This window comes from Oligoflexia bacterium, from assembly GCA_034439615.1.
Lineage (GTDB): Bacteria > Bdellovibrionota > Bdellovibrionia > JABDDW01 > JABDDW01 > JAWXAT01.
Genome location: JAWXAT010000040.1, coordinates 16,488 through 37,878, shown reverse-complemented (window position 1 = coordinate 37,878; position 21,391 = coordinate 16,488). Strand labels below are relative to the sequence as shown.

The following is a 21,391-nucleotide window of genomic DNA, read 5'->3' as shown; positions in this document are numbered from 1 at the left end:
GAGCAATATTCCCTACTGCTGCCTCCCGTAGGAGTCTGGACCGTGTCTCAGTTCCAGTGTGGCTGATCATCCTCTCAGACCAGCTAAGCATCGTAGCCTTGGTAGGCCATTACCCCACCAACTAGCTAATGCTGCGCAGGCTCATCTAGAGACAATAACTTATAAATAGAGGTCACTTTTTACCCCTGCAACCGTAGTTGCTGTGGTCATATGCGGTATTAGCTCCTCTTTCGAGGAGTTATTCCCCATCTCTAGGCAGATTACCCACGTGTTACTCACCCGTGCGCCACTCTACTCATCCCGAAGGACTTTCGCGTTCGACTTGCATGTATTAGGCACGCCGCCAGCGTTAGTTCTGAGCCAGAATCAAACTCTCCAATTAACTTTTTCAATCTCTCCCGAAGGAGAGTTCTACTTTGCTTATTTAGAAAGTATGTTCTTTTAAATTTCGCAATTCAAAGAAACTTACTTTGGCCAAAACTTATACTAGCTATTTAGTTTTCAGAGAGCGATTCTTTTAAGTGAAGAGCACAAGTTCTAGTTACAATCCGAAAGTAAGTCAATATTTAAAATTCTATTTTTTAAATTTTTTCCTGCGATCGGTGGTGTTTCAAACCAAATGCTCAAGCAGAGGGACTAACTAACTCAATCTTCGTCGGAAAACAAGATACAAATTCAAACTTAGATAAGTATTTTTGAGATTTTTTAAAAGCAGGAGCAACACTGTTTGACAGAAATGTCGGCATCATTTACTTTGGCCGTTCCAGTTTTAACTTTAGGCACATGAGTGCCGCAAACCACACGGGTGTTCAAAAGCCCTGAAAGTCAAGCTGACTATGGTTTTGTCGGGGGCGTAGCTCAGCTGGGAGAGCACTAGCTTTGCAAGCTAGGGGTCAGGGGTTCGATCCCCCTCGCCTCCACCACTTTTCATTTCGAACTATTATTCAACAACACAATCCATGAATTTATTGCACAAAATGTGCTGTGATTCACATATTGAACATCGTTGCGAGGTAACAATTCATCGACTTGGATTGAGGCGCAACTACTATGTTGCGTAACTATGCACAAGTTTACGCGTAAGAATACACTGACTCGAATTACGACATAACAATACAACGACATGAATTGAGATTCATCGAATGATCAATAATTTCCAAATTGGATTTTGAATTTGCGATTAGCTTTAATTAAGCGCTTGTCTTTGAGCCAACAACAGCAAGTCTACGAATCCACGAACGCTCTGTTGTCAGATCAAAACCGATTTCTTCTCCACCCAAAATGATAGAATTAAAAACACGCTTGAGTGTTTCAGTTTCTTCGGCACGACCGTCTGAGGCTGATGTAACAGCTTCTTCGATGGCTTCAAACACACTTAAGAGATCAAGTGTTGTCACTACACGAGGAAGTTTTGTCACATCTAAATCTGCAACTGGAAATGGTTTGAATCCGATGAGTTGATCAGTTAGCAAAATCTTGCGACCACTTGCAAAATTGATCTGCACAAATTCTTTTCCATCAGCATCTTTTCGAACAAGCACGTCGGCGAGTTCAGCACTCTTAACTTTGATTTTTTTAGAATCACCTTTTTGACAAATTGCGACGTCTCCTTCGTTGCTTTTTGCTAACACTAGTCCCGCAGACTTACTGATGAAATCCTCGATGATCGTCATTAAGTCATGCTGCGTGACAAATTCTTTGTCATTATTCATTAAGTTTTCCCCCAACTCATTGACATCACAGAGTTTGTATCGGCTTCTAACAGGTCAACTTGAGAAGAAACTTATTATTTGTTAATATATTTAGACACGTCCCACGAGGGACTGGAAGGAGGTGGTGGTTCGATGCATATATGTAATAGAGTCCACTTTTTTAATGAGGTGGCTCCCTTCTAGACAAAAGTAGGGATTATTTTTAGGGGTCGTCGAAAGATGACCCCTTCTTTTATTTAAAACGCAAAATATTCGAAATTTTCATCACTTTGGTCTAAAAAATTTGCCTAGAAGGATTGCCTAAAAGGATTGAACGACACCTAGATTAAAAGCCAAATCAGCTATGTCTGAAAAATTATCATGTGCGATTAGATTGGGACGAGTATTGTCAAATTCAGTTCGTAAACTTTTTGATACTCCTGCTTTTAGATTTACAGATTCAATAAGCTCATAACTACCAAAAACTTCAACCAACCAAGATGTAAGCTGTTTTGTTTCATGTTTTTCTGGATTGCTCCCTTGAGCTGTACTTGATGATTTCTCACTTCCCGCATTTAAGGTTGGAATTATACGAGCGCCTATACCAACGGTGTAGCTTTGAGATTCATGCAATAAACCGGCTACTGATCTGAGCAATAAAGGATGATCGATCGAACGTTCTATTACTGCTGAGCTAGCAGTGTTCTCATTATAAGTGCCGTATGTATATTTTGTGTCTGTGTTATAGGCGATACTTCCATTAGCAAAAAAACTATTGGCAGGATTATTAAAAGTAACATTAACGCCAATTCTAGGGGCAAACTCCCAAGCTCGATAGAGCTCTGATTTTCCAAATGATGTGTCATATAGAGGAAGTTTCATTCCGAAACCTCCAATTAATTTTACAGTTTTTTCAAGCATAAGTGATTTTGAAATATTGATATGGGGTCTACCAATAATTCGATCTTGATTATTGTTTTCATCAGATAGCCATGTCATGGGAAGTTGTGCTGACGCCTCCCAATCATTTTTTAAATAAGCACCGTACCCCGCTTGAAGGGAAAGAAAACTGGTTTGGTAGCCAGAGTAAACAGTGTTTCGTGCAACGATTGTTCCGGAGCTCACTTGAAAATCTACATAAGAAGACTTTGTTGTATCTTTAAGAAGTTCTTGCTCACTTAGCGACGTTTTTTGTTGAGTGATCGGACGTAAAACATTGGGGATTTTGCGTGTTGCTCCATAGGAAGTATTCGCAACAATAATAATTGCTACAACTGGAACTATTTTCTTCAGATTTAAAAAAAACATAAAAACCTTTTTAAAAAACATAAAATATTTAATCTGCTTATCAGCTTACTCGAAAAGCATAGATAGTTACGCAACCTTCATCTGGTTCAACTCTTGTCCAATGACGCGTGTTACTTGGGAGATCAAGCCTATCACCTTCGCGTAAAAGAAATTCATTCCCCGCGACATTGTAGCGAATAGCCCCTGAGACAACCACCCGCACCTCATCAAAGGGGTGGCGATGGTCTTTAACTTCAGAGCCTGCTGGTAGGTCTTCTACTACAAATTCCATACCCTCGTCTTTAAAAACACCTTCAATTTCTTCTCTTGTGGGTTTTCTGTCGGCACGCCAACGAGTAATCCTCATATGAATTTCCCTCCGACCAATGCAATTATAATATCAATTGCGATAAGTGCGATAATAGTCATTTCAAGCATAATTTCACGGCTGGATTTAGAAAGATCTACTATAATTTCAACGCTTTCCTGAATTAATTTTAATTTATATTCCAGTACGCGGTATCTGGTTTCAATTTCAAACATTCTTTTTAACTCGCCATAAAGGCGGTCTAAAACTTGGTCTTCCCAAACTTCATCTGGGGCGTCGACAACGTAGAGATTTGCAATGATCTCTTGTTTCGTGGTTAGGCAAAACCCGATAAATTTTATGAGCTGCTTGGTTTCTTTGATGAGTTTTCCTTTTGTGCGCAAGGAATCTGATATTTGATGGTTACGCTCTAAAAGATCATCAACGATGAGTTCAAAATATTCTAAAGCTGCTGATTCAGCAACGACCATACTTACTAGTCGTGCTTTTTGATAAGTAAGATCATGAATGATAGCTTTATTGAAGTTGACTTCGTGTTTTCCTTCGCCAGTCACCTCTACGCTGAATTCATCCGTTGTGGTGTAGCCAGGGTTTTGGGGAAGATTTACTTTTTTGAGCTTATCTAAGATTGTTTTTTGATTTTCTTCAGCCACATTAAAAAATACTGCAGAGCCGAAATTATAGAGGAAGAAATAACTTTCATCTGAAAATTTAAATGCAGCTTCCCAAACACTTAAAGTAATTGGCTGGATATTTAAAAAATTCCCAATGTCTTTGAGTTTAAATTTCTCAGTAAGATGAAATGCGTTAACTCTGTATATTTTCACTTTTTTTGTTCCTCAACCCATTCAAGATACTGGCTTATGTGTTTTTCGTAACCATGTTTTGTGGGTTCATAAATTTTTATATTTTTAAGCTTATCGGGCATAAACTCTTGTGCTGTCACGCCAGACTTACTGTCATGGGCGTATTGATATTTTTCACCATAACCTAAGTTTTCCATCAAGCGCGTTGGAGCATTTCTGATGGAAAGTGGGGGCTCTAAATCTGGGTGTTTTTCAACAAGTTCTTGAGCCTTTTTCAGACCAGCATAACTTCGATTACTTTTTGGTGCGCAGGACAAGTACGTTACTCCTTGCGCCAAATTAATAGCCGCTTCAGGTAAACCGACAAATTCTACGGCCTGTTTTACAGAAATAGCGACCTGCAGGGCTCGAGGGTCAGCATTACCCACGTCTTCACTTGCCAGTATCACAAGTCTTCGCGCAATAAAAAGTGGGTCTTCTCCACCCTTAAGCATAGCGCTTAGGTAAAAAAGTGCAGCATGGGGATCACTCCCACGGATACTTTTAATAAATGCGGAAATTGTATCGTAATGCTTGTCACCTGATTTGTCATAACGAGTGGGAATGTACTGAAACGCCTCTTTTATTTGCTCATCATTTAGTTTTTGTGAACCGTGAGACACATAATATGAATAAACATTCTCTAATAAATTAAGTGCTCGCCGAGCATCCCCCGATGCAGTTTGAATAATATGTTCATTAATGGGGCTAGCAGAAATGGATTTCCATTCAATATCAGTATCGAGTGATTTAAGTGCTCGATCAAGAATTGCTGAGATTGAATCGGCATTAAGGCTTTCAAAAACGATAACTTGGCAACGGCTTAAGAGAGCTGAGTTTAATTCAAAACTTGGGTTTTCTGTACTTGCGCCAATGAGTGTAAAATATCCTTTTTCGATATAGGGCAATATACAGTCTTGTTGTGATTTATTGAGTCGATGAATTTCATCAATAAACAAAATGGTTTTTTCACTGAATCGAAGGAGTCTTTGTTTTGCGTCTTCACCCTCAAGCTTGAGATCTTTTGAACCTGTGTCGATTGCTGATCGGCTAATAAAAGTGGATTTTGTATATTTTGAAACAAGGTGAGAAAAAGTAGTTTTTCCGCTACCTGGTGGGCCCCATAAAATAAGGCTGGGTAGCTTTTCTGCTTTCAGAAGTTCTCGAGCGTACTTTTGCCCTACAAATGCCTCAACGTTTTGTGGACGAACACGCTCAGCTAGAGGCTGGCTATCTATAAATTGAGTTTGTGATGTTGAAAATAAATCGTCCATTACTGGACATTTATAATGGATGTTCCTATTGCTCGTCCAGTAGTGTTGTTGGGGTTTGATGGAACCTGTATGACTCCAGTAACTTTAACGGTAACAGGGATGTTAAAACTCTCTGGAGCGGGTATTGGCAATGTAATTCCACCACATCCAAATATTCGAGATGTAATTGCGGCAGCACCTTCGGCGACTACAATTCCGCCTGTTGCAGCGCTAATGTTATCTGGAAAAACTAGTTTTAAATCATCACCTGAAAGGGCGCATTTTACTTTGATAGCAGAAGCTGTAGTTGACCCAGCACTAACAACGCTTTCCATTGTAATGGCCAATATTGCAAGATTACCTCCACCCTTCCAATGCACAGACATAGAGGCCACCGTAAAATAAGGAGGACTTAAATCAAAACCATTTACAGTGGTACTTTCTCCTCCAACAATTAAGATTGGTCGAGCGGGGGTGGGATTTATAAGTAGGTTTGAATTCTTTTTGGCACAGGCCAAACTCAATAATAAAACTAGAAAAGTAATTTTTTTAAACATTATTCCTCTCCCTCTTGACGCTTAGAAAAAGCTTTATCGCGATTGAGCACACGTGGTGTAAGAAATATTACGAGTTCGTTTTTATCCCGCTCAATGCCACGTTGTCTAAAAAGGGCTCCAAGTATTGGAATTTTTCTAAGCCATGGGACACCGGTTTCACTTTCACTGACATCGGATTGATAAATTCCGCCGATGACAACAGTGTCTCCATTTTCAACTAACACTTGGGTTTGAGCTTGTCTTTTATTGACTGCTCGAGCTTCGCTTCCGCCGATGCGGGTTGCGGGTTCAGGAAATTCGCGGAGGATATTAACATCCATAATGATTCCGCCTTCAATTGTGATTTGAGGTTTTACACTCAACTGTAACTTTACGTCTTGAAATGAAACCGAAGAAGTTGTGGCTCCCGTCGTCGATGAGGAGCTGCTAAATATGGGAAACTGGGTTGTCTGCTCAATTTTTGCATCTACTCTGTCAAGAGTTACAATTCGAGGAGAAGAGATTACTTTAACAAGCCTTTCAATTTCTAAAAGTTTCAGTGATGCATTGAGATCACCAAAAACGTCAAGCGTACCAACTGAAAGCCCTAAATCCAGGGCTGAAGTTGCAGTTGCTGGATTGCTTGAAACTCGAGGTATTAAATTAACATCTCCGCCTGTTGCATTTTGGCCTATTGCAGTTGGAGCACCCGTAAAACCCCAATTTACACCCATGAGTCGAGAAAAGCTTTCACGCGCTTCAACTACTTTAGCTTCAATTAAGACTTGTGGTGTTTGCGTATCAAGTCTTTGAACTAAAGCTTTAATGCGAGAAAGATTTTCTTCAATATCTGTGACCACCAGTGTATTTGTACGTCTATCGGCTTTTGCTTTTCCTCGAGTACTTAAAAAATCTTTTGCTTGCATTTCAATCTCTTCAGATTTTGCATAACTGATGGGAAAAAGTTGAACACGTAGGGGCTGGAGTAAACGTTGAGACTCAATCACTGTGCGAGCAACATCAGATTCAGATTGGATTGTGGTAAGTTTTGCAATACGCAAAATATTTCCTTGCTTCACATAGCCCAATTGTTTTGATTGTAGAATTACAGTGAGGGCTTGATCCCATGGAATTCTTCTCAATTTAAGTGAAACTTTCCCAGCGACATCATCTCCTACAATTATATTTAAACCACTCTCTTCAGAGATAAAACGAAACACATCTCTGATATCTGCATCTTTTACTTCTAACGAGATTGGACGACCATAAAATTTACTATTACCGGTGAGAAACTCACCTAGTGAGCGATTTGATAAAACATTTTCATCTGTTGCGGCAATGGGCTCTTCACCATCTTCTGCATCTTCTGCTACCGGTGCTGGCGCCGCTTCTGCTTGGACAGGCTCAGGTGCGGCGACTCCACCAGCACTTGCAACATTAATTACATTTCCATCTTGACTGACAGCTGGCTCACTAGCATCACGCATTTGAACGACAATACGAGCAATCTTTGCAGTACCTTTTGCCTGGTACGCATTAATAGATGCGATTGGACCACCAAATTCTTTTGTATTATACGGTCTGCGAAATTTTGCAGGGACAGTAGCGTTTTGTATTTCAATTACGAATTGATTATTTTGTTCATTCCGTCTAGTTGAGTACTGAACAGGTTTGTTCGTTTTTAAAATTACAGTGCCACCATTGAGATTGGAATCAAAATCAAGTGCTGTAATTCGCGCAGGCGGGCCTTCGTCTACCGCTTGTGTAGGCTCAGCAACTTCTTCTTGCGGAGGAGGAGGAGGAGGCTCAGCTTGAGCTGTTTCTGGCGGAAGAGGTTCCGCAGGCACAGGCTCAGGTGTCGCTTGAGGAGTTTGTTCAGTCGCTTGTTGAGCTAAATCTTGCTCTGTAGTGTCTGATGCTCCAGAATCTGCCGCGGAATCTGCGACCGGCGAATCATCAGTCATATCTCCGGGGCCTTCAGCACTCTCAGTGACATCTTCACTTTGATTTTCAGTAGTAGCACAACCCATCAACATCAATGTTGATACAAAAAGGGCTCCTGCAATTTTACGCTTCATGCGTCCTCCGCTTATTCAGTGACAAGCTTCACTAATCTTGTTTGATAGGTCACTTTTCCATCATTACCAGTAAAACTTTCTACAATAACTAATTCACCCTCACGAATCCTTGCAACGTAACCGCTATTGCGCCCGATTCGTTCATTCGCTTTAACAACATAACTTTTTCCGTTTGGATCCATGATCATAGCTTTTGGATTTTTTACGTCCCAAATAATTCCAACCAGCTTCAATTGATCTAAGTCAAATCTCTGCAGCGGAAACATTGGGCCAATAGTTGTACCAGAATCATTGATTCCACTTAATGGCAAAAATGGATCACGCTTTCCTTCAGAAATGTAGGTGTAATCTTCAATGATCCCCTGCAAAAGATCAGGTGTGTTTGAAGAAGCAGAAGATGGGGTTGTTGTAGCCGCTGCATCTACATCTTGAGATTGAGCCATAGAGGTAAATAATAATGTAGAACCGGTCACTACAATCACAGACAATAATCTCATTGCTATATACAATAATGAAGTCCGATTCATCGAGGCTCCTTATATCGATACCCAACAAGCACCCCAGTCATACGCATTACCGGATAACCATCTACTATGACCGGCTTATCTATTTCTACGTTACGAATGTTGATAATTCTTGGGATTTTGCTCACGTTCCCCAAAAAATTAACCATTTGCGGATAAGTACCTTTAAGTTGAATTTCCATTGGGAGTTCTTCGTAAAAATCTTTTACGACTACCTCTTTGGGCTTAAAATTTGATAACTCCACACCCGCTGTTCTTGCCTCAGAGTATATTTTCTTAAGCATGTCTTGGATTTCAAGTTCTTTAGGTAAATAATCCAATGCTAATCTAAATGTCTGACTAATACGCTCCATCTCTTCTTGAAACTTACCTTTATCTTGAGCTCGATCTTGAGTTACTTTAAGTTTGATGCGGTTTTTTTCTACATCGGCTCTTAACTGCACAATCAGTGGTGCTAGCTCCTCGGCTTTAGAACCATATGAGTAATACAAACTTGCAGCTAAACCTAAACCCACCAGAAGAAAAAAACTTTTAGGTGCTAATTTGAGTCGATCTTGTAGTGTTGCCATTACAGATTCTCCAGATTACACTTGATGATGAATTTCTTAACTACACCATCTTCTTTTTTAGCTTCATCACTAGTTGTAAGTGAAATGTTCGTGAAATAAATGGAAGAATCTAGGCTTTGCATAAAATCAGAAATTACGATGTCATCTGTTGCAAAGCCTTCTAACTCGACTTTATTCTCAACTATCTTAAGTTGGCTTAACCATGCTTTTGCAGGGATGATGCCTTGAAGCGCATCTAAACTTTTAACGTTCTTCAAGCGTTCTTTTGACAATCTCTTTATTATATCGAGTTGTGAATTGAGTTTTCTTTTTTCTTCTTCAAATCTTTCCAATTCTTTCACTACTGGATCTAAAGCTTTAAGTTGAGTATCAATTTGATCTGATTGTTGTTTAAGTACTTCCATCTGCGCCTCTGCAATCCCTGCAGTGTATTGTTGATAGCCGTAAAGAAAAATTACAGGTACTATGAACATGACGATTTTAATCAAAAGATCAGGTCTGGCTGATTCGCCACCTTCAACTGAATCGCTTCCTCCTAAAAATGTGCCTCCACCGAGAACTGTAGAAGTTCCTCGGTCTCTAGAATCTTTAAGTAAATTAACTCGAATCATCTGTCTTTAACCTCACGCATCGCGAGGCCAATTCCAACTGCAGCGTACGGACTAATTTGAGCTATGTACTCATTTGTAAAAGTGCGAGTATCAAATTGAACTTGCTGGAATGGATTTAGATTTTCTATAGGAAGATTCATTACCCCTTGAATATGTTCAAAGAGCCCGGGTAATCCCAAACCACCACCAGTGACATAAATTTTTTGAATAGTGACTTCAGAAGAACTTGCCATGAAAAAATCAAAACTTCTTTTAATTTCATCTGCAACGACTTCATTAGTTTGGCTCAGAGTGTCAGTAACTTCTTGGGGCACTGGTTGCCCTGTACCTGCAGAAACTTTTAAAGATTCAGCCTCTTCAAGACTAATGCCCATTGTTTTTTGAATATCTGTTGTATATGTCAAACCACCAACTGGAATATCACGTGAAAAAGTAACTTCGCCGTTTTCTACCACTACAAAGTCTGTCATTCCGGCGCCAATATTTAACAAAATGACGGAGCCTTGCATTTGACCGTAATTGGCTTCAAAGCAATTATTTAATGCAAAACCTGCTACGTCAATTACCGAACATTCGAGTCCGGCGGACTCAATCACTTCAGCATAACGAAATACAAGATCTCTTTTAGCAGCAACCAATAAAACATTCATCTGTTCAGGAGCAGCTAAAGATTTATGCAAAACTTGAAATTCAAGATTGCTCTCATTCACATCAAACGGAATGTATTGTTCAGCTTCCCACTTAAGCTGCTCTACCAACAGATGTTCTTCGATTCTTGGCATGGAAATCTTTTTCGTAATTACAGCTGTACCCCAAACTGCCGTACATGCTTTTTTTCTTTTTGTTTTTGTTTGTTGAATAAGAGTACGAATTGCTTCAGTGAGAGCATCTGGATTTGTAATTTCACCGCCAACGATTGCACCTGCCGGAGTCGGAATAAAACCAAAAGATGTAAGTGTGATGTTTTGTCGTGATTTCTCGACTTCTACAAGTTTTATTGAACTTGTTCCTATGTCGAGACCCACAACCTTTTTGGATCCAAAGAGCATCCGGCTCTTACCTTTTTGTTGCGCGTCAAAGCTGCGAAGTTAAACTGTTTTCCCTCTTATATTAAAGCGAAGCGCGAGCATAATGTCAAACTCTTGACTCACTCAGTGAATGGAAAAAAAATAGAAAGATAAGAATGCATCACGGCATCACCAACAAAAATATACATAAGTGCCGCGAATACTAAAAATGGACCAAAAGGAATTGATGTTTTCAACCCAGACTTTTGGAGAGCTGCAAACACGCCACCAAAAATCGAACCAGTGATACTACTCACTAATATAGAAAAGATCACTGCTTTCCAACCTAGTACGGCACCAATCCAGGCCAAAAGTTTGATATCACCACCGCCCATACCCTCTTCATTTCGAATTGCCATATAGACTGTTGCAACCAACCAAAGAAATCCTCCACCAGCAATTACGCCTATTAATGCAGAAAGAAATGTACGATCTGGATTTATAAAAGCCCCAATTAAGCCAATAATGATTCCACTCAGCGTGAAAACATCAGGCAAAATACGATGATCTAGATCAATTACACTAGCCACTAGTCCAGCCCAAGCAAAGAGTGCGCATTCAATAAATGTAATTGTGAGTCCAAATTTCAAATAGAGCGCCAAAAAAATTACAGCTGATAGTAGTTCGACAATAAAATAGCGGGGCGATATTGGTTCACCACATTGCCTGCATTTTCCTTTTAAAAAAAACCAAGCTAATATTGGAACATTATCAAACCATTTAATTGATTTTTTACAATGTGGGCAACAACTTCCCGGACGGACAATACTTTTCCCTGCAGGTAATCTCAGTATGATGACGTTGCCAAAACTTCCTAGGCATGCGCCTAAAATAAAAATTAGAATACCGTAAACAAACTCAGGTGAAATCACGTTTTTCAAATATCCATATTGAAACCACTAACAAAATAGCAATCCATGCCAACCACAATGAGCTGACATTCAAGAGTGTTTGATTTGTTATAGCGTCGCCATACAATACCGCTTCTTTAAAATTAAAATTTTCTAAATTAGGAAAAATTCGGCTAAACCCAAGACCGAAATTTTTCAAAACAACATTCTTACTTTTTTCACTAAAATAGTGGAGATCATTTACTCCATGCCCCACCAGCCAAACACTTAGTGTAAATAGCGTCGTCAAAACTGGCCTACAAAACACTCCAAAAAAAATCGCTGTTGAAAGAAGAAAAAGAGATTCAGCAAAAACTCCAAATGCCGAAATAATAAATTGAGTCCAAAACACCTGACCATATTGACTACATATGAAAGCTAAAAAAAGCGAAACAAGAACATCAACCAAAAGTATCACACAAGACAAACCTAAAAATTTTCCGATTATAAAAGTACTTCGACTAACGGGTTTGGAAAGTAATGTCAAAATAGTTTGTTTTTCGATTTCACGCCAAACCAAAGAGCTCCCGATAAAAATAGCCAACGTTCCGCATCCCAATTGCGCAGCTACAAGGCCAAAGTCAGTAATAATTCTAGATTGTTCAAATAAGCTAAGCTCACCAAGAAAAACGCTGAGAGCTACTACTCCTATAGCAAAAAGAATAAGTCCGTAGAGGATCCTATCGCGCAAAATTTCTCTCATTGTATTACTGGCAACTAGGAACGCAGCATTCATTTGCCTGTTCCTTTCAACTTTAAAAAAACTTCTTCTAAACTTGGCCTTTGCGGAAGTACTTTTATTATTCTGCTTTGTTCTTTTCGTGCTTGATCAATGGCAGCTTGAAGACTTGCATCATCTTCAAAATTAAAGGAGAGATTTTGATTTTGCCCAGCCTTTTTAATTTCTAAAGTAAAACCTTTTGTTTGACTCTCTAAAAGATCTGTTACCGCACTTTCAACAATTAGCTTTCCGTGATCAATCATAATCACACGGTCACATAGAGTTTCAACATCAGGTAGTAAGTGCGTGCTAAACATCACGGTTACTCCTCGCTTATTACAGCTAGCAATGATCTTACTCACCTCAGATCGCCCATCAGGATCAAGCCCACTCATTGGTTCATCCAAAATTAATAGCTCAGGATCATTCACTAAGGCTTGCGCAATACCAATACGTTGAAGCATACCCTTACTATAGCGTCTTAATGGTCTATCAGCAGCGTGGGAAAGGCCCACTTCTTCAAGTAAAGGGTCAATGCGTTTTAGAATATCTTTTTTTTTGAAAATTTTTGCGCAGAAAGTAAGAAATTCTCTACCCGTTAAGTAGTCATAAAAATAAGGACGCTCTGTTAAAAAACCGATCTTGTTCTTTACAGAAAGATCGTTATGATTTTTCCCGAAGATTTTCACCTCACCATGATCAGCGAATATCAAGCGAAGAATTATTTTCAGTGTCGTAGTTTTACCCGCGCCATTTGCGCCAAGAAAACCAACTAAACCACCAGCTTTAACTGAGAAGCTTAGATCCTTGAGCGCAGGGACACGTCGCCTGGTGAGTGGTAAGATGAAGTTTTTCGCAAGTCCTGATACTTCGATAGCGTTAGACATTGATTACTGAGATTTCCCTTTGTCTAAGTATTTCACTAGTTCTCTAACCGGATCATACTGTTTACTTGTTGCGAGATCCATTGATTTAATTCCGTAGAGGTTTTTAAGAATATTTTTCTCAGCTGGTTCGTCTCGCATGTCAATTAAAGAAAACATCATGTCATGAGTTAGACGAGGGTACTTGTCATAGAAATCTTGTCTCACACAAAATGGATCATTTGGAATAGGGTCACTCACCCATAGCACTTTAATATTTTCACTTTGCTCAGGTGCAAAACGATTCCATGCGCCAGTTTTACCTTTAGGATCATCAGCATAAACAGCCACGGCATCTACATCACCCTTGATGAGACCTTTAACTGAGTTTTCATGCTGACCAAAAAACTTGATCTCTTTAAAATAACTTTCACTATCGATTTTTTTATTTTTAAGCATCACGAGCGGATATAAATGCCCCGAAGCACTATGCTGATCAACATAACCAAAACGTTTTCCTTTAAGGCTGTTAAGATTATTAATCTTACTTGCTTTAGTGGTTATTATAGCACTGTAGTAAAAAGGTCCTTCCCATACTTTTTTAAGTAAAACTTTCGCACCTGCTTTTTTTTCGGCCTCTACAAATGTACTTGCAGAGAAAAATGCGAAGTCGACCTTTTTCTCTCGCATGGCTTCTCCCAAACCTTTGTAATCTTTTGAAATATAAATATTAATAGGTACATCAAGTTTCTGTTGAAGATACTTAGCTAGCTCAACTCCATTTTTTTTAAGCCATTCAGGATTTTCACCAGGAATAAAACCAATTGTAATAGAATTGGGGCCTTCAGATTTTGCTAAACCAACCATCGCATAAAGAAAACATGCGAAAAATAAAATCCATTTTGAAAAATGCGGCATAGATCCTCCTGAATACAGCTATAATGTTAAGATTGTTTCATGCTGATAAAGAAGCGTCAAGTCATCGACTAAGTGGAGCAACACGAATCTTTTTAAGATTTTTACCTGGTTGGATCTCTAAAACTTTAACCATAGCCTCTGCTACTGAAATTTCGGTCAAACATGGCACATTGCGTTCAACACAGCTGCGCCTAATACTAAAACTGTCGGAAATCGAACGCGCCCCAGCAGTTGTATTTACAACCATTTGAATTTTACCGTCTAAAATCAAATCGACACAATGAGGACTTCCGTCACGAACCTTGTTCACGGCTTCAACTGGTAGACCTTGGCTACTTAAAAATTCTGCCGTGCCTTTTGTTGCGATGAGCCTAAAACCCCCGCTAAGTAAACCTTGAGCAATCTTGCTTCCTCTTTTTTTATCTTTATCGCGTATAGAAATGAAAACTTGTCCGTCGCGAGGAATCTTCACGCCTGAAGAAACAAAAGCTTTCTCGAGAGCTTCAACATAATCAGGATTACCCTCCTGATCTTTTGTAGAACGCCCCATTGATTCACCCGTAGAGCGCATTTCAGGACCAAGAAGTGTGTCTACTTCAGAAAACTTTTTAAACGGAAACACAACACCTTTGACAGAAATAGTGTCAAGATTTCTCCAGTAATGCGTAACTGTTAATCGCTGCCCTAACATGCATTGCATGCCTAATTTTACTAGTGGAATACCCGTAGCTTTAGCTACAAAAGGGACAGATCTGGATGATCGAGGGTTTGCCTCTAAAACATAGACTTTATCTTCTTTGATGGCTAATTGCAGATTCATATGCCCAATGATTTTTAAATTTTGACATAAAGAGCGAGAGAGATTTTCAATATTGGCTATGACTTCACTTTGCAATCTTTGTGGGGGTAATACTCCCATGGCATCACCACTATGGGTGCCAGCGTTTTCAATATGCTCAATGATGCCGCCAATAAGAACGTTTTCACCGTCACTGACAACATCTACATCTACTTCTAAAGCATCATCTAGAAATTCATCGATGAGAAGTGGACTTTGTTCACTCATGAGATCGTCATATCGATCTAGATAATTTTTTAATTCTTCTACCGAGCCCAAGACTTCCATCCGACGACCGCCTAACACAAAACTTGGTCGACATATCACAGGAAACCCTACTTCTTGAGCAACCCTTAATGCGTCTTTAATATTTGTGGCCGTTTTATGTTTGGGTAATGTTAAACCAATAGCAAAACAAAGTTTTGAAAACTTCTCTCTGTCTTCTGCATCCTCAATTGTTGCTAAGGTTGAACCTAGAATCTTATGCCCTGACTTCTCAATAAAAGGTGCTAAATTTATTGGTGTTTGACCACCGAGTTGCACGCATACACCCACAGGCTTAATAAAATCTAAAACTTCAATTACATGTTCACTGGTAAGTGGTTCAAAGAATAAATAATCACTGGTATCATAATCTGTTGATACAGTTTCAGGATTACTATTAATCATGACGGCTTTATAACCATTTGCTCGGGCTGTTTTAATTCCTTGTACACAGCTGTAATCAAACTCAATGGCCTGGCCAATTCTATTAGGACCACTTCCTAAAACAACAACAGAGTTATGAAGATTTAAAGGAGTCTGAGATGGGGCGCTATAGCTTGAATAATAATAAGGAGTGTTTGATTCAAACTCACCAGCACATGTATCAACAGACCAAAAGCCCGGCCTGATACCAAAACCCTGTCTTGTTTTTCTAATTTGCTCATCACTGATTTTAAGTAGTTTTGCGATACGTTTATCTGTGAATCCAAACTTTTTAAGTGCGAGTAATTTTTTTGAATCTCTTAAATCTTCAAGTTTAATATTTTTTTCTGCATCGATGAGAGTTTTAATTTGTTCTAAAAACCAAGGGGTGATTTTTGTAAGGTCTGCGATTTTTTCAACAGAATAGTTCTCTCTAAAAGCCTGGGCCACGTAAAATATGCGCCGACTGTTGGGCTCAGTTAATTTCTTTTCATCAAATACCACTTCGTCAAATCCGCCCGTACCATTTTCAAGAGAGGCTAGGGCTTTATGAAGACTTTCTTTAAAAGTGCGGCCAATACCCATTACTTCGCCCACACTTTTCATCTGTGTTGTCAGACTGTCTTTTACACCTGGGAACTTCTCGAAATCAAAACGAGGAATTTTTGTGACAATATAATCAATACTAGGTTCAAAACAACTCGGCGTTGTTTTTGTTATGTCATTAAGAATATCTTCAAGCTCAAACCCAACAGCTAACTTTGCTGCAATCTTTGCAATCGGAAATCCAGTGGCTTTACTTGCCAGTGCTGAACTTCTAGATACACGTGGATTCATTTCGATAACAATGCGCTGACCATTATCGGGGTTTATCGCAAACTGGATGTTTGCTCCACCTGTAGCAACACCAATGGCCTCAATAACTTTTCGCGCTTCGTTGCGCATTTCTTGATATTCACGATCAGTCAATGTCAGTGCTGGAGCGACAGTAATACTATCACCCGTGTGAACACCCATGGGATCAAAATTCTCAATTGAGCAAATGACAACGAACGTGCCCTTGTAGTCACGCATGACTTCAAGTTCAAATTCTTTCCAACCCAAAACACTTTGTTCAACTAAAACTTCATGAGTGGGTGATTCTAATAATCCTGATGCTAATACCTCTTCAAATTCTTTTTGAGAATAAGCAATTCCACCGCCAGAACCACCCATTGTAAAGCTTGGCCTTAAAACAATTGGAAAACCAAGCTCACGAGCAGCTGCTTGCCCTTCTTCGAGTGAATGCACGTTAAAGCTTTTTGGAGTGTTTGCTCCGATGTCTTTCATGATCTGCTTAAAAAGTTGACGATCTTCAGCTTTATTGATCGCTTCTATCGAAGCACCTAAAAGTTCTACATTATATTTTTTAAGCACTCCTGCTTCGTGAAGTTTTATGGCCGCATTTAGAGCAGTTTGCCCCCCAAGTGTTGGAATCAATGCTTGTGGTCTTTCAATTTCAATGATTTTTTCAAGCCATGGAACTTCAAGTGGTTCAATGTAAACACGATGTGCTGACTCTGGATCAGTCATAATTGTGGCAGGATTTGAATTTACAAGAATTACTTCATAGCCCTCTTCGCGCAGGGCTTTGCATGCTTGAGTACCTGAGTAATCAAACTCACAGGCTTGTCCAATAACAATTGGACCACTACCTAAGAGTAATACTTTTTTGATATCGGTACGTTTAGGCAAATCTATTCCTCTCTAGATTCTTAACTTTCCATCGTTGGAATAAATAAAATCAAGGCGGATATGTTTGTACTGTTCAAATTTATAACGCATTTTTAAAAGCTTAAGCATGAGCGCTTCTTTATGGCTTTGATCAAGATGTCGGACTTGTTTAATTTCTTTTGAAATAAATTTTGTAGCTTCAACGGGGTGAAAGCAAAAACCATGTGTGAACACCCAAGTTTTTTCAAAAGGAATTAATCTAGCTTCAAAAACTTCATCAGCGTTAAACCCAGCAGTGATGGGAGAATTAAGAAGCACGTATTTATTTTTTGAAAACAAATCACGAATTGTAACATCACTGTCTCGTAGTTTTAGAAACTCAAAAAGACTGTGATGGCTTTTAGTGAGATTTTCATAAAGGCCCAACTCATCAGCAGGAAGAGTGTCTTTTTTTTGCTCAAAGTAGTAATTCACAGGAGGAATATGCATTTCTGAAAGATCACGAGAAAACATATACCAATCTAAAAACTGAGACATGCGCGTTTCAAAATTGACACTTTCTTCATCGATGATTCCTGCGCGCTCAAAAAATTCACGTTTACCTTCAAGGATTTCTTTTTGATAATCAGTGCCCGTGAAATGTTGAATTAACTTTTCTAAAATACTTTCAAATGCCGTCATCGGACCACTTCACTTATAAAATGATCAAACAACACCCTTGAATCATGGGGGCCTGGCCCCGCCTCAGGGTGATACTGCACACTCCATGCATTTAAAGCAGGGGCTTCGATACCCTCGACAGTGTTGTCGTAGAGATTGATTTGACTCACATTCACTCCACTTGGAAGATCTTTATCAACTGCATAACCGTGATTCTGGGCAGTCATGTAGATCTCTCCTGTTTTAAGATTTTTTACGGGGTGATTCGAACCGCGATGTCCAAATTTGAGCTTAAAAGTTTTTCCACCAAGGGCACGGGCTAAGAGTTGATGTCCCATGCAAATTCCCATGATTGGTTTTTGCCCTAATAATTTACTAAGCTCACCCACTGCAACTTGAACGGCGGCCGGATCACCAGGGCCATTGGTAAGTACGATTCCATCAGGTGACCAATCTAAAACTTCATGTGCCGGTGTGCGCGAACCAAATACTGCGATCTGGGCACTTCGTTTACGAAGTTCACCCACAATATTTGACTTCACCCCATAATCAAGAATAGCAATTCGGCCTTTGTCTTTTTGACCTGGAAAAAACTCAGATTTTTTAACTGTAATGTCATAAACCCAATCTGAAGAAACCTTACGTTTATGCTCAGCAATCAGTGGCAAAGCCAAACGCTTTGCTTCTTCTGCGCTATCAGCACGAACAGCGGCTCCCCACGGAGTTCCTCGCGTGCGAAGATAAAGCGTTAATGATCGTGTATCAATTGAACTCAGCGCTGGTCGCTTAAAGGAACTTAATTCATCTTCAAGATTGCCACGACGTGCATCTGAACTGCGATTAAGTTCAAGACAAACAAACGCCTCACACCAAACTTTTTTTGATTCACGTTCATTATCTGAAACACCATAATTGCCTTGCTCAGGCGCTGTCATCACGATGATTTGTTGATAATAACTCGGATCAGTTATGACCTCTTGATACCCAACAAGTGAAGTATTGAAAACGACTTCTCCTACACCTGTCCAATCAGAATTTCCATGCCAGGTTCCTTCAAATACTTTTTCATCTTCAAGAACCAGGAAGCCTGTCAGATGCATATCCCTTTCTCTACATTAAATACTTCTTCTCCACCGACTACAGTGGATGTAACCTGCACATTTACATCCCATCCGCCAAATGGAGTATTTCGGGATTTAGAATAAAAATTCTTTGGATCGATTTTCCATGATTTTTTCAGATCAACAATTGCAAAATCTGCGAGTAGTCCTTGTTTTAGTTGCCCACGATCTAAAAAGTTAAATACGCGTGCTGGAGAAGTTGTTAAACTCTCAACTAACCGCTCTAAAGAAAGCTCTTTTTGCTCAACAAGTTTGTAACAAACAGCAAAGGCAGTCTCCAGACCCACAACTCCGTTGGCTGCGCGTTCAAATTCTATGTCTTTATCTTCTTCACTGTGTGGAGCATGATCTGTGGCAATGCAATCAATAACTCCCGATCGCAAAGCATCAACAAGTACTCGTCGATCAGCTTCTGTTCTGAGTGGAGGTGCCATTTTAAAATCTGTATCGTAATTTCGCAAAGATTCATCCGTTAAAAGTAGATGATGAGGTGTCACCTCACCTGTCACGGGTAATCCGCGCGCTTTTGCATGAGCAATGTATTCTACCGCACCACGTGAAGAAAGATGTGCTAGATGAAGTTTTGCATTAGTATGAGCGCAAAGACTGATGTCACGAGAAACGATGACATCTTCTGCAGCATGAGGAATTCCTCTTAGCCCAATTTGTGAACTTACTAAGCCTTCATTCATAACACCTTGGCCCACAAGATGTTCATCTTCGCAATGTTCAATAACAGGAATGCCGTAGCTTGTAAGATACTCCATTGTTTTTCTAAGTAGATACGCATTCATCACACATTTGCCATCATCACTGAGCGCAACACATCCGCTTTTAATCATTCCATCAATTCCGGCCATAGATTCACCATCAAGATTTTTACTAATGGCACCAATAGGGTGAACTCTCACTACAGCTTGTTGATGGATTTTTTCCATGATGTATTGGGTGACAAAACTTGAATCATTTACGGGCTGAGTGTTGGGCATACAACATACGGTTGTGAATCCACCGGCTGCTGCAGAGTGTGAACCTGTTGCAATAGTTTCTTTGTGCTCTTGGCCAGGTTCTCGAAAATGCACATGAAGATCTACAAAACCTGGCATTAGATACTGACCTTTAAGATCTATGATTTTCCCGCTGTCAGCATTTTTATCTTTTAAGATTTCTAAAATTTTTCCACCTTCAACAACAATACTCCCTTTTTCAAAGAGTCTTTGACTTGGATCAAAAAGAATGGCGTTTTTAAAAGTTGTAGTCACTTCAATACTCCCAATACATGTCCTAGTAGAACCGCTCTCATAGTCACACCATTTTGCACTTGTTCAAGCACTCGACAACGAGGGTCGCGCAACACCGAAGACATCATTTCGACACCTCGATTAACAGGGCCTGGGTGCATAATCAGAGCTTTGTCTTTAATTTTTAATAATCTTTCAGAAGTGATGCCGTAACGAGTTGTGTATTCTTTGAGCGATGGAATTTGAAATGAATTTTGTCGCTCTGTTTGCATCCTAAGAGCCATCACCACATCGGCAGATGGTAAAATTTCATCTAAATTATGAGAGACCTCTACACCAAATTCACGAGCTAGAGGTGGAATCAAAGTTGGCGGACCACAAATGGTCACTTTTGCACCTAGAGTTCTAAGACAATGAATATTACTTCGTGCTACACGACTGTGAGCAATGTCTCCAACGATCAAAACATGAAGGCCTTTAAATTCTGAAAACTCTTCATGAATCGTAAAGGCATCGAGCAAAGCTTGAGTTGGGTGTGCATGAAAACCATCACCTGCATTAATAACTGGAATTTTAAGCAACCGTGAAATTTGAAGGGGGATTCCACTGCCCGCATGTCTAATGACCATCGCGTCAGGTCTTAGAGCTTCAACATTGCGAGCTGTATCGTAAATGGTTTCACCTTTTTGCGAACTACTTGAAGATGAATCAAGTTTGAGTGTGCGAAGGCCTAATCTATAAGCTGCCATTTGAAAACTAGTTCGTGTACGTGTTGAGGGTTCAAAAAAAAGTAGAGCTACACTCTTCCCCACATGAGAACCCAAAATAGATTCTGTACCGCTATGTTTTTTCTTAAATTTAATGGCTTCGGTGAGTAAAAAAACGATCTCTTCTCGACGTAAATCAGGTATGTCTAAGAGTGAGCGGCCGAGAAGATTCATAGCCATTTA

Annotated in this window: 20 protein-coding genes, 1 tRNA gene and 1 rRNA gene; 1 reads left to right on the top strand and 21 read right to left on the bottom strand. The window is 39.7% G+C overall.

Annotated features, from left to right (window positions below; all coding sequences use genetic code 11):
- A 16S ribosomal RNA gene (locus tag SGI74_10055) occupies nucleotides 1-382 on the bottom strand; the annotation flags it as partial.
- A gap of 465 nt (nucleotides 383-847) precedes the next feature.
- Here SGI74_10055 and SGI74_10050 point away from each other — a divergent pair.
- A tRNA-Ala gene (locus SGI74_10050) sits at nucleotides 848-923 on the top strand.
- 267 nt (nucleotides 924-1,190) lie between these two features.
- Here SGI74_10050 and SGI74_10045 read toward each other — a convergent pair.
- The 20 genes from SGI74_10045 to SGI74_09950 all read right to left on the bottom strand — a co-directional run bounded on the left by SGI74_10045 (nucleotide 1,191) and on the right by SGI74_09950 (nucleotide 21,382).
- Nucleotides 1,191-1,712: a hypothetical protein gene (locus SGI74_10045; protein MDZ4677838.1), complete on the bottom strand. Its 522-nt coding sequence runs from the start codon at nucleotides 1,710-1,712 to the stop codon at nucleotides 1,191-1,193.
- 300 nt (nucleotides 1,713-2,012) lie between these two features.
- Nucleotides 2,013-2,999, bottom strand: a complete 987-nt coding sequence (locus SGI74_10040; GenBank protein ID MDZ4677837.1) for a hypothetical protein — start codon at nucleotides 2,997-2,999, stop codon at nucleotides 2,013-2,015.
- A 40-nt stretch (nucleotides 3,000-3,039) separates the two neighbouring features.
- Nucleotides 3,040-3,345, bottom strand: a complete 306-nt coding sequence (locus SGI74_10035; GenBank protein ID MDZ4677836.1) for a cupin domain-containing protein — start codon at nucleotides 3,343-3,345, stop codon at nucleotides 3,040-3,042.
- Nucleotides 3,342-4,133, bottom strand: a complete 792-nt coding sequence (locus SGI74_10030) for an RMD1 family protein (protein ID MDZ4677835.1) — start codon at nucleotides 4,131-4,133, stop codon at nucleotides 3,342-3,344. The genes SGI74_10035 and SGI74_10030 overlap by 4 nt, the downstream gene beginning before the upstream one ends.
- On the bottom strand, nucleotides 4,130-5,425 hold the full coding sequence (locus SGI74_10025; GenBank protein ID MDZ4677834.1) for a replication-associated recombination protein A: 1,296 nt from the start codon (nucleotides 5,423-5,425) through the stop codon (nucleotides 4,130-4,132). The genes SGI74_10030 and SGI74_10025 overlap by 4 nt, the downstream gene beginning before the upstream one ends.
- Entirely contained in the window at nucleotides 5,425-5,961 is a 537-nt protein-coding gene (locus SGI74_10020) for a hypothetical protein (protein MDZ4677833.1), read from the bottom strand. The genes SGI74_10025 and SGI74_10020 overlap by 1 nt, the downstream gene beginning before the upstream one ends.
- Nucleotides 5,961-8,018, bottom strand: coding sequence for a type IV pilus secretin PilQ (gene pilQ / locus SGI74_10015; GenBank protein ID MDZ4677832.1), 2,058 nt, complete (start codon nucleotides 8,016-8,018; stop codon nucleotides 5,961-5,963). The genes SGI74_10020 and pilQ overlap by 1 nt, the downstream gene beginning before the upstream one ends.
- An 11-nt stretch (nucleotides 8,019-8,029) precedes the next feature.
- Nucleotides 8,030-8,545 carry a pilus assembly protein PilP gene (locus tag SGI74_10010; protein MDZ4677831.1) on the bottom strand — a complete coding sequence of 172 codons (516 nt, stop codon included), beginning with the start codon at nucleotides 8,543-8,545 and terminating at the stop codon, nucleotides 8,030-8,032.
- Nucleotides 8,542-9,111: a type 4a pilus biogenesis protein PilO gene (pilO, locus tag SGI74_10005; protein MDZ4677830.1), complete on the bottom strand. Its 570-nt coding sequence runs from the start codon at nucleotides 9,109-9,111 to the stop codon at nucleotides 8,542-8,544. Before pilO ends, SGI74_10010 begins: the two co-directional genes overlap by 4 nt.
- Nucleotides 9,111-9,722 (bottom strand): PilN domain-containing protein, encoded by a 612-nt coding sequence (locus tag SGI74_10000; protein ID MDZ4677829.1) that lies wholly within the window; start codon nucleotides 9,720-9,722, stop codon nucleotides 9,111-9,113. The genes pilO and SGI74_10000 overlap by 1 nt, the downstream gene beginning before the upstream one ends.
- Nucleotides 9,719-10,771 (bottom strand): type IV pilus assembly protein PilM, encoded by a 1,053-nt coding sequence (gene pilM, locus SGI74_09995; protein ID MDZ4677828.1) that lies wholly within the window; start codon nucleotides 10,769-10,771, stop codon nucleotides 9,719-9,721. Before pilM ends, SGI74_10000 begins: the two co-directional genes overlap by 4 nt.
- A 98-nt stretch (nucleotides 10,772-10,869) precedes the next feature.
- A complete protein-coding gene (locus tag SGI74_09990; protein MDZ4677827.1) occupies nucleotides 10,870-11,661 on the bottom strand; it encodes a prepilin peptidase in 792 nt (263 codons plus the stop codon).
- A complete protein-coding gene (locus SGI74_09985; GenBank protein ID MDZ4677826.1) occupies nucleotides 11,648-12,415 on the bottom strand; it encodes an ABC transporter permease subunit in 768 nt (255 codons plus the stop codon). Before SGI74_09985 ends, SGI74_09990 begins: the two co-directional genes overlap by 14 nt.
- Nucleotides 12,412-13,287, bottom strand: a complete 876-nt coding sequence (locus tag SGI74_09980; GenBank protein ID MDZ4677825.1) for an ABC transporter ATP-binding protein — start codon at nucleotides 13,285-13,287, stop codon at nucleotides 12,412-12,414. Before SGI74_09980 ends, SGI74_09985 begins: the two co-directional genes overlap by 4 nt.
- 3 nt (nucleotides 13,288-13,290) lie before the next feature.
- Nucleotides 13,291-14,181 (bottom strand): phosphate/phosphite/phosphonate ABC transporter substrate-binding protein, encoded by an 891-nt coding sequence (locus SGI74_09975; GenBank protein ID MDZ4677824.1) that lies wholly within the window; start codon nucleotides 14,179-14,181, stop codon nucleotides 13,291-13,293.
- A gap of 61 nt (nucleotides 14,182-14,242) precedes the next feature.
- Nucleotides 14,243-17,440 carry a carbamoyl-phosphate synthase large subunit gene (gene carB, locus SGI74_09970; protein MDZ4677823.1) on the bottom strand — a complete coding sequence of 1,066 codons (3,198 nt, stop codon included), beginning with the start codon at nucleotides 17,438-17,440 and terminating at the stop codon, nucleotides 14,243-14,245.
- Between the two features lie 12 nt (nucleotides 17,441-17,452).
- A complete protein-coding gene (locus SGI74_09965) occupies nucleotides 17,453-18,100 on the bottom strand; it encodes a hypothetical protein (protein ID MDZ4677822.1) in 648 nt (215 codons plus the stop codon).
- A complete protein-coding gene (gene carA, locus SGI74_09960; protein ID MDZ4677821.1) occupies nucleotides 18,097-19,179 on the bottom strand; it encodes a glutamine-hydrolyzing carbamoyl-phosphate synthase small subunit in 1,083 nt (360 codons plus the stop codon). The genes SGI74_09965 and carA overlap by 4 nt, the downstream gene beginning before the upstream one ends.
- Nucleotides 19,170-20,462 carry a dihydroorotase gene (locus SGI74_09955; protein ID MDZ4677820.1) on the bottom strand — a complete coding sequence of 431 codons (1,293 nt, stop codon included), beginning with the start codon at nucleotides 20,460-20,462 and terminating at the stop codon, nucleotides 19,170-19,172. Before SGI74_09955 ends, carA begins: the two co-directional genes overlap by 10 nt.
- Entirely contained in the window at nucleotides 20,459-21,382 is a 924-nt protein-coding gene (locus SGI74_09950) for an aspartate carbamoyltransferase catalytic subunit (protein MDZ4677819.1), read from the bottom strand. Before SGI74_09950 ends, SGI74_09955 begins: the two co-directional genes overlap by 4 nt.
- Between the last annotated feature and the right edge of the window lie 9 nt (nucleotides 21,383-21,391).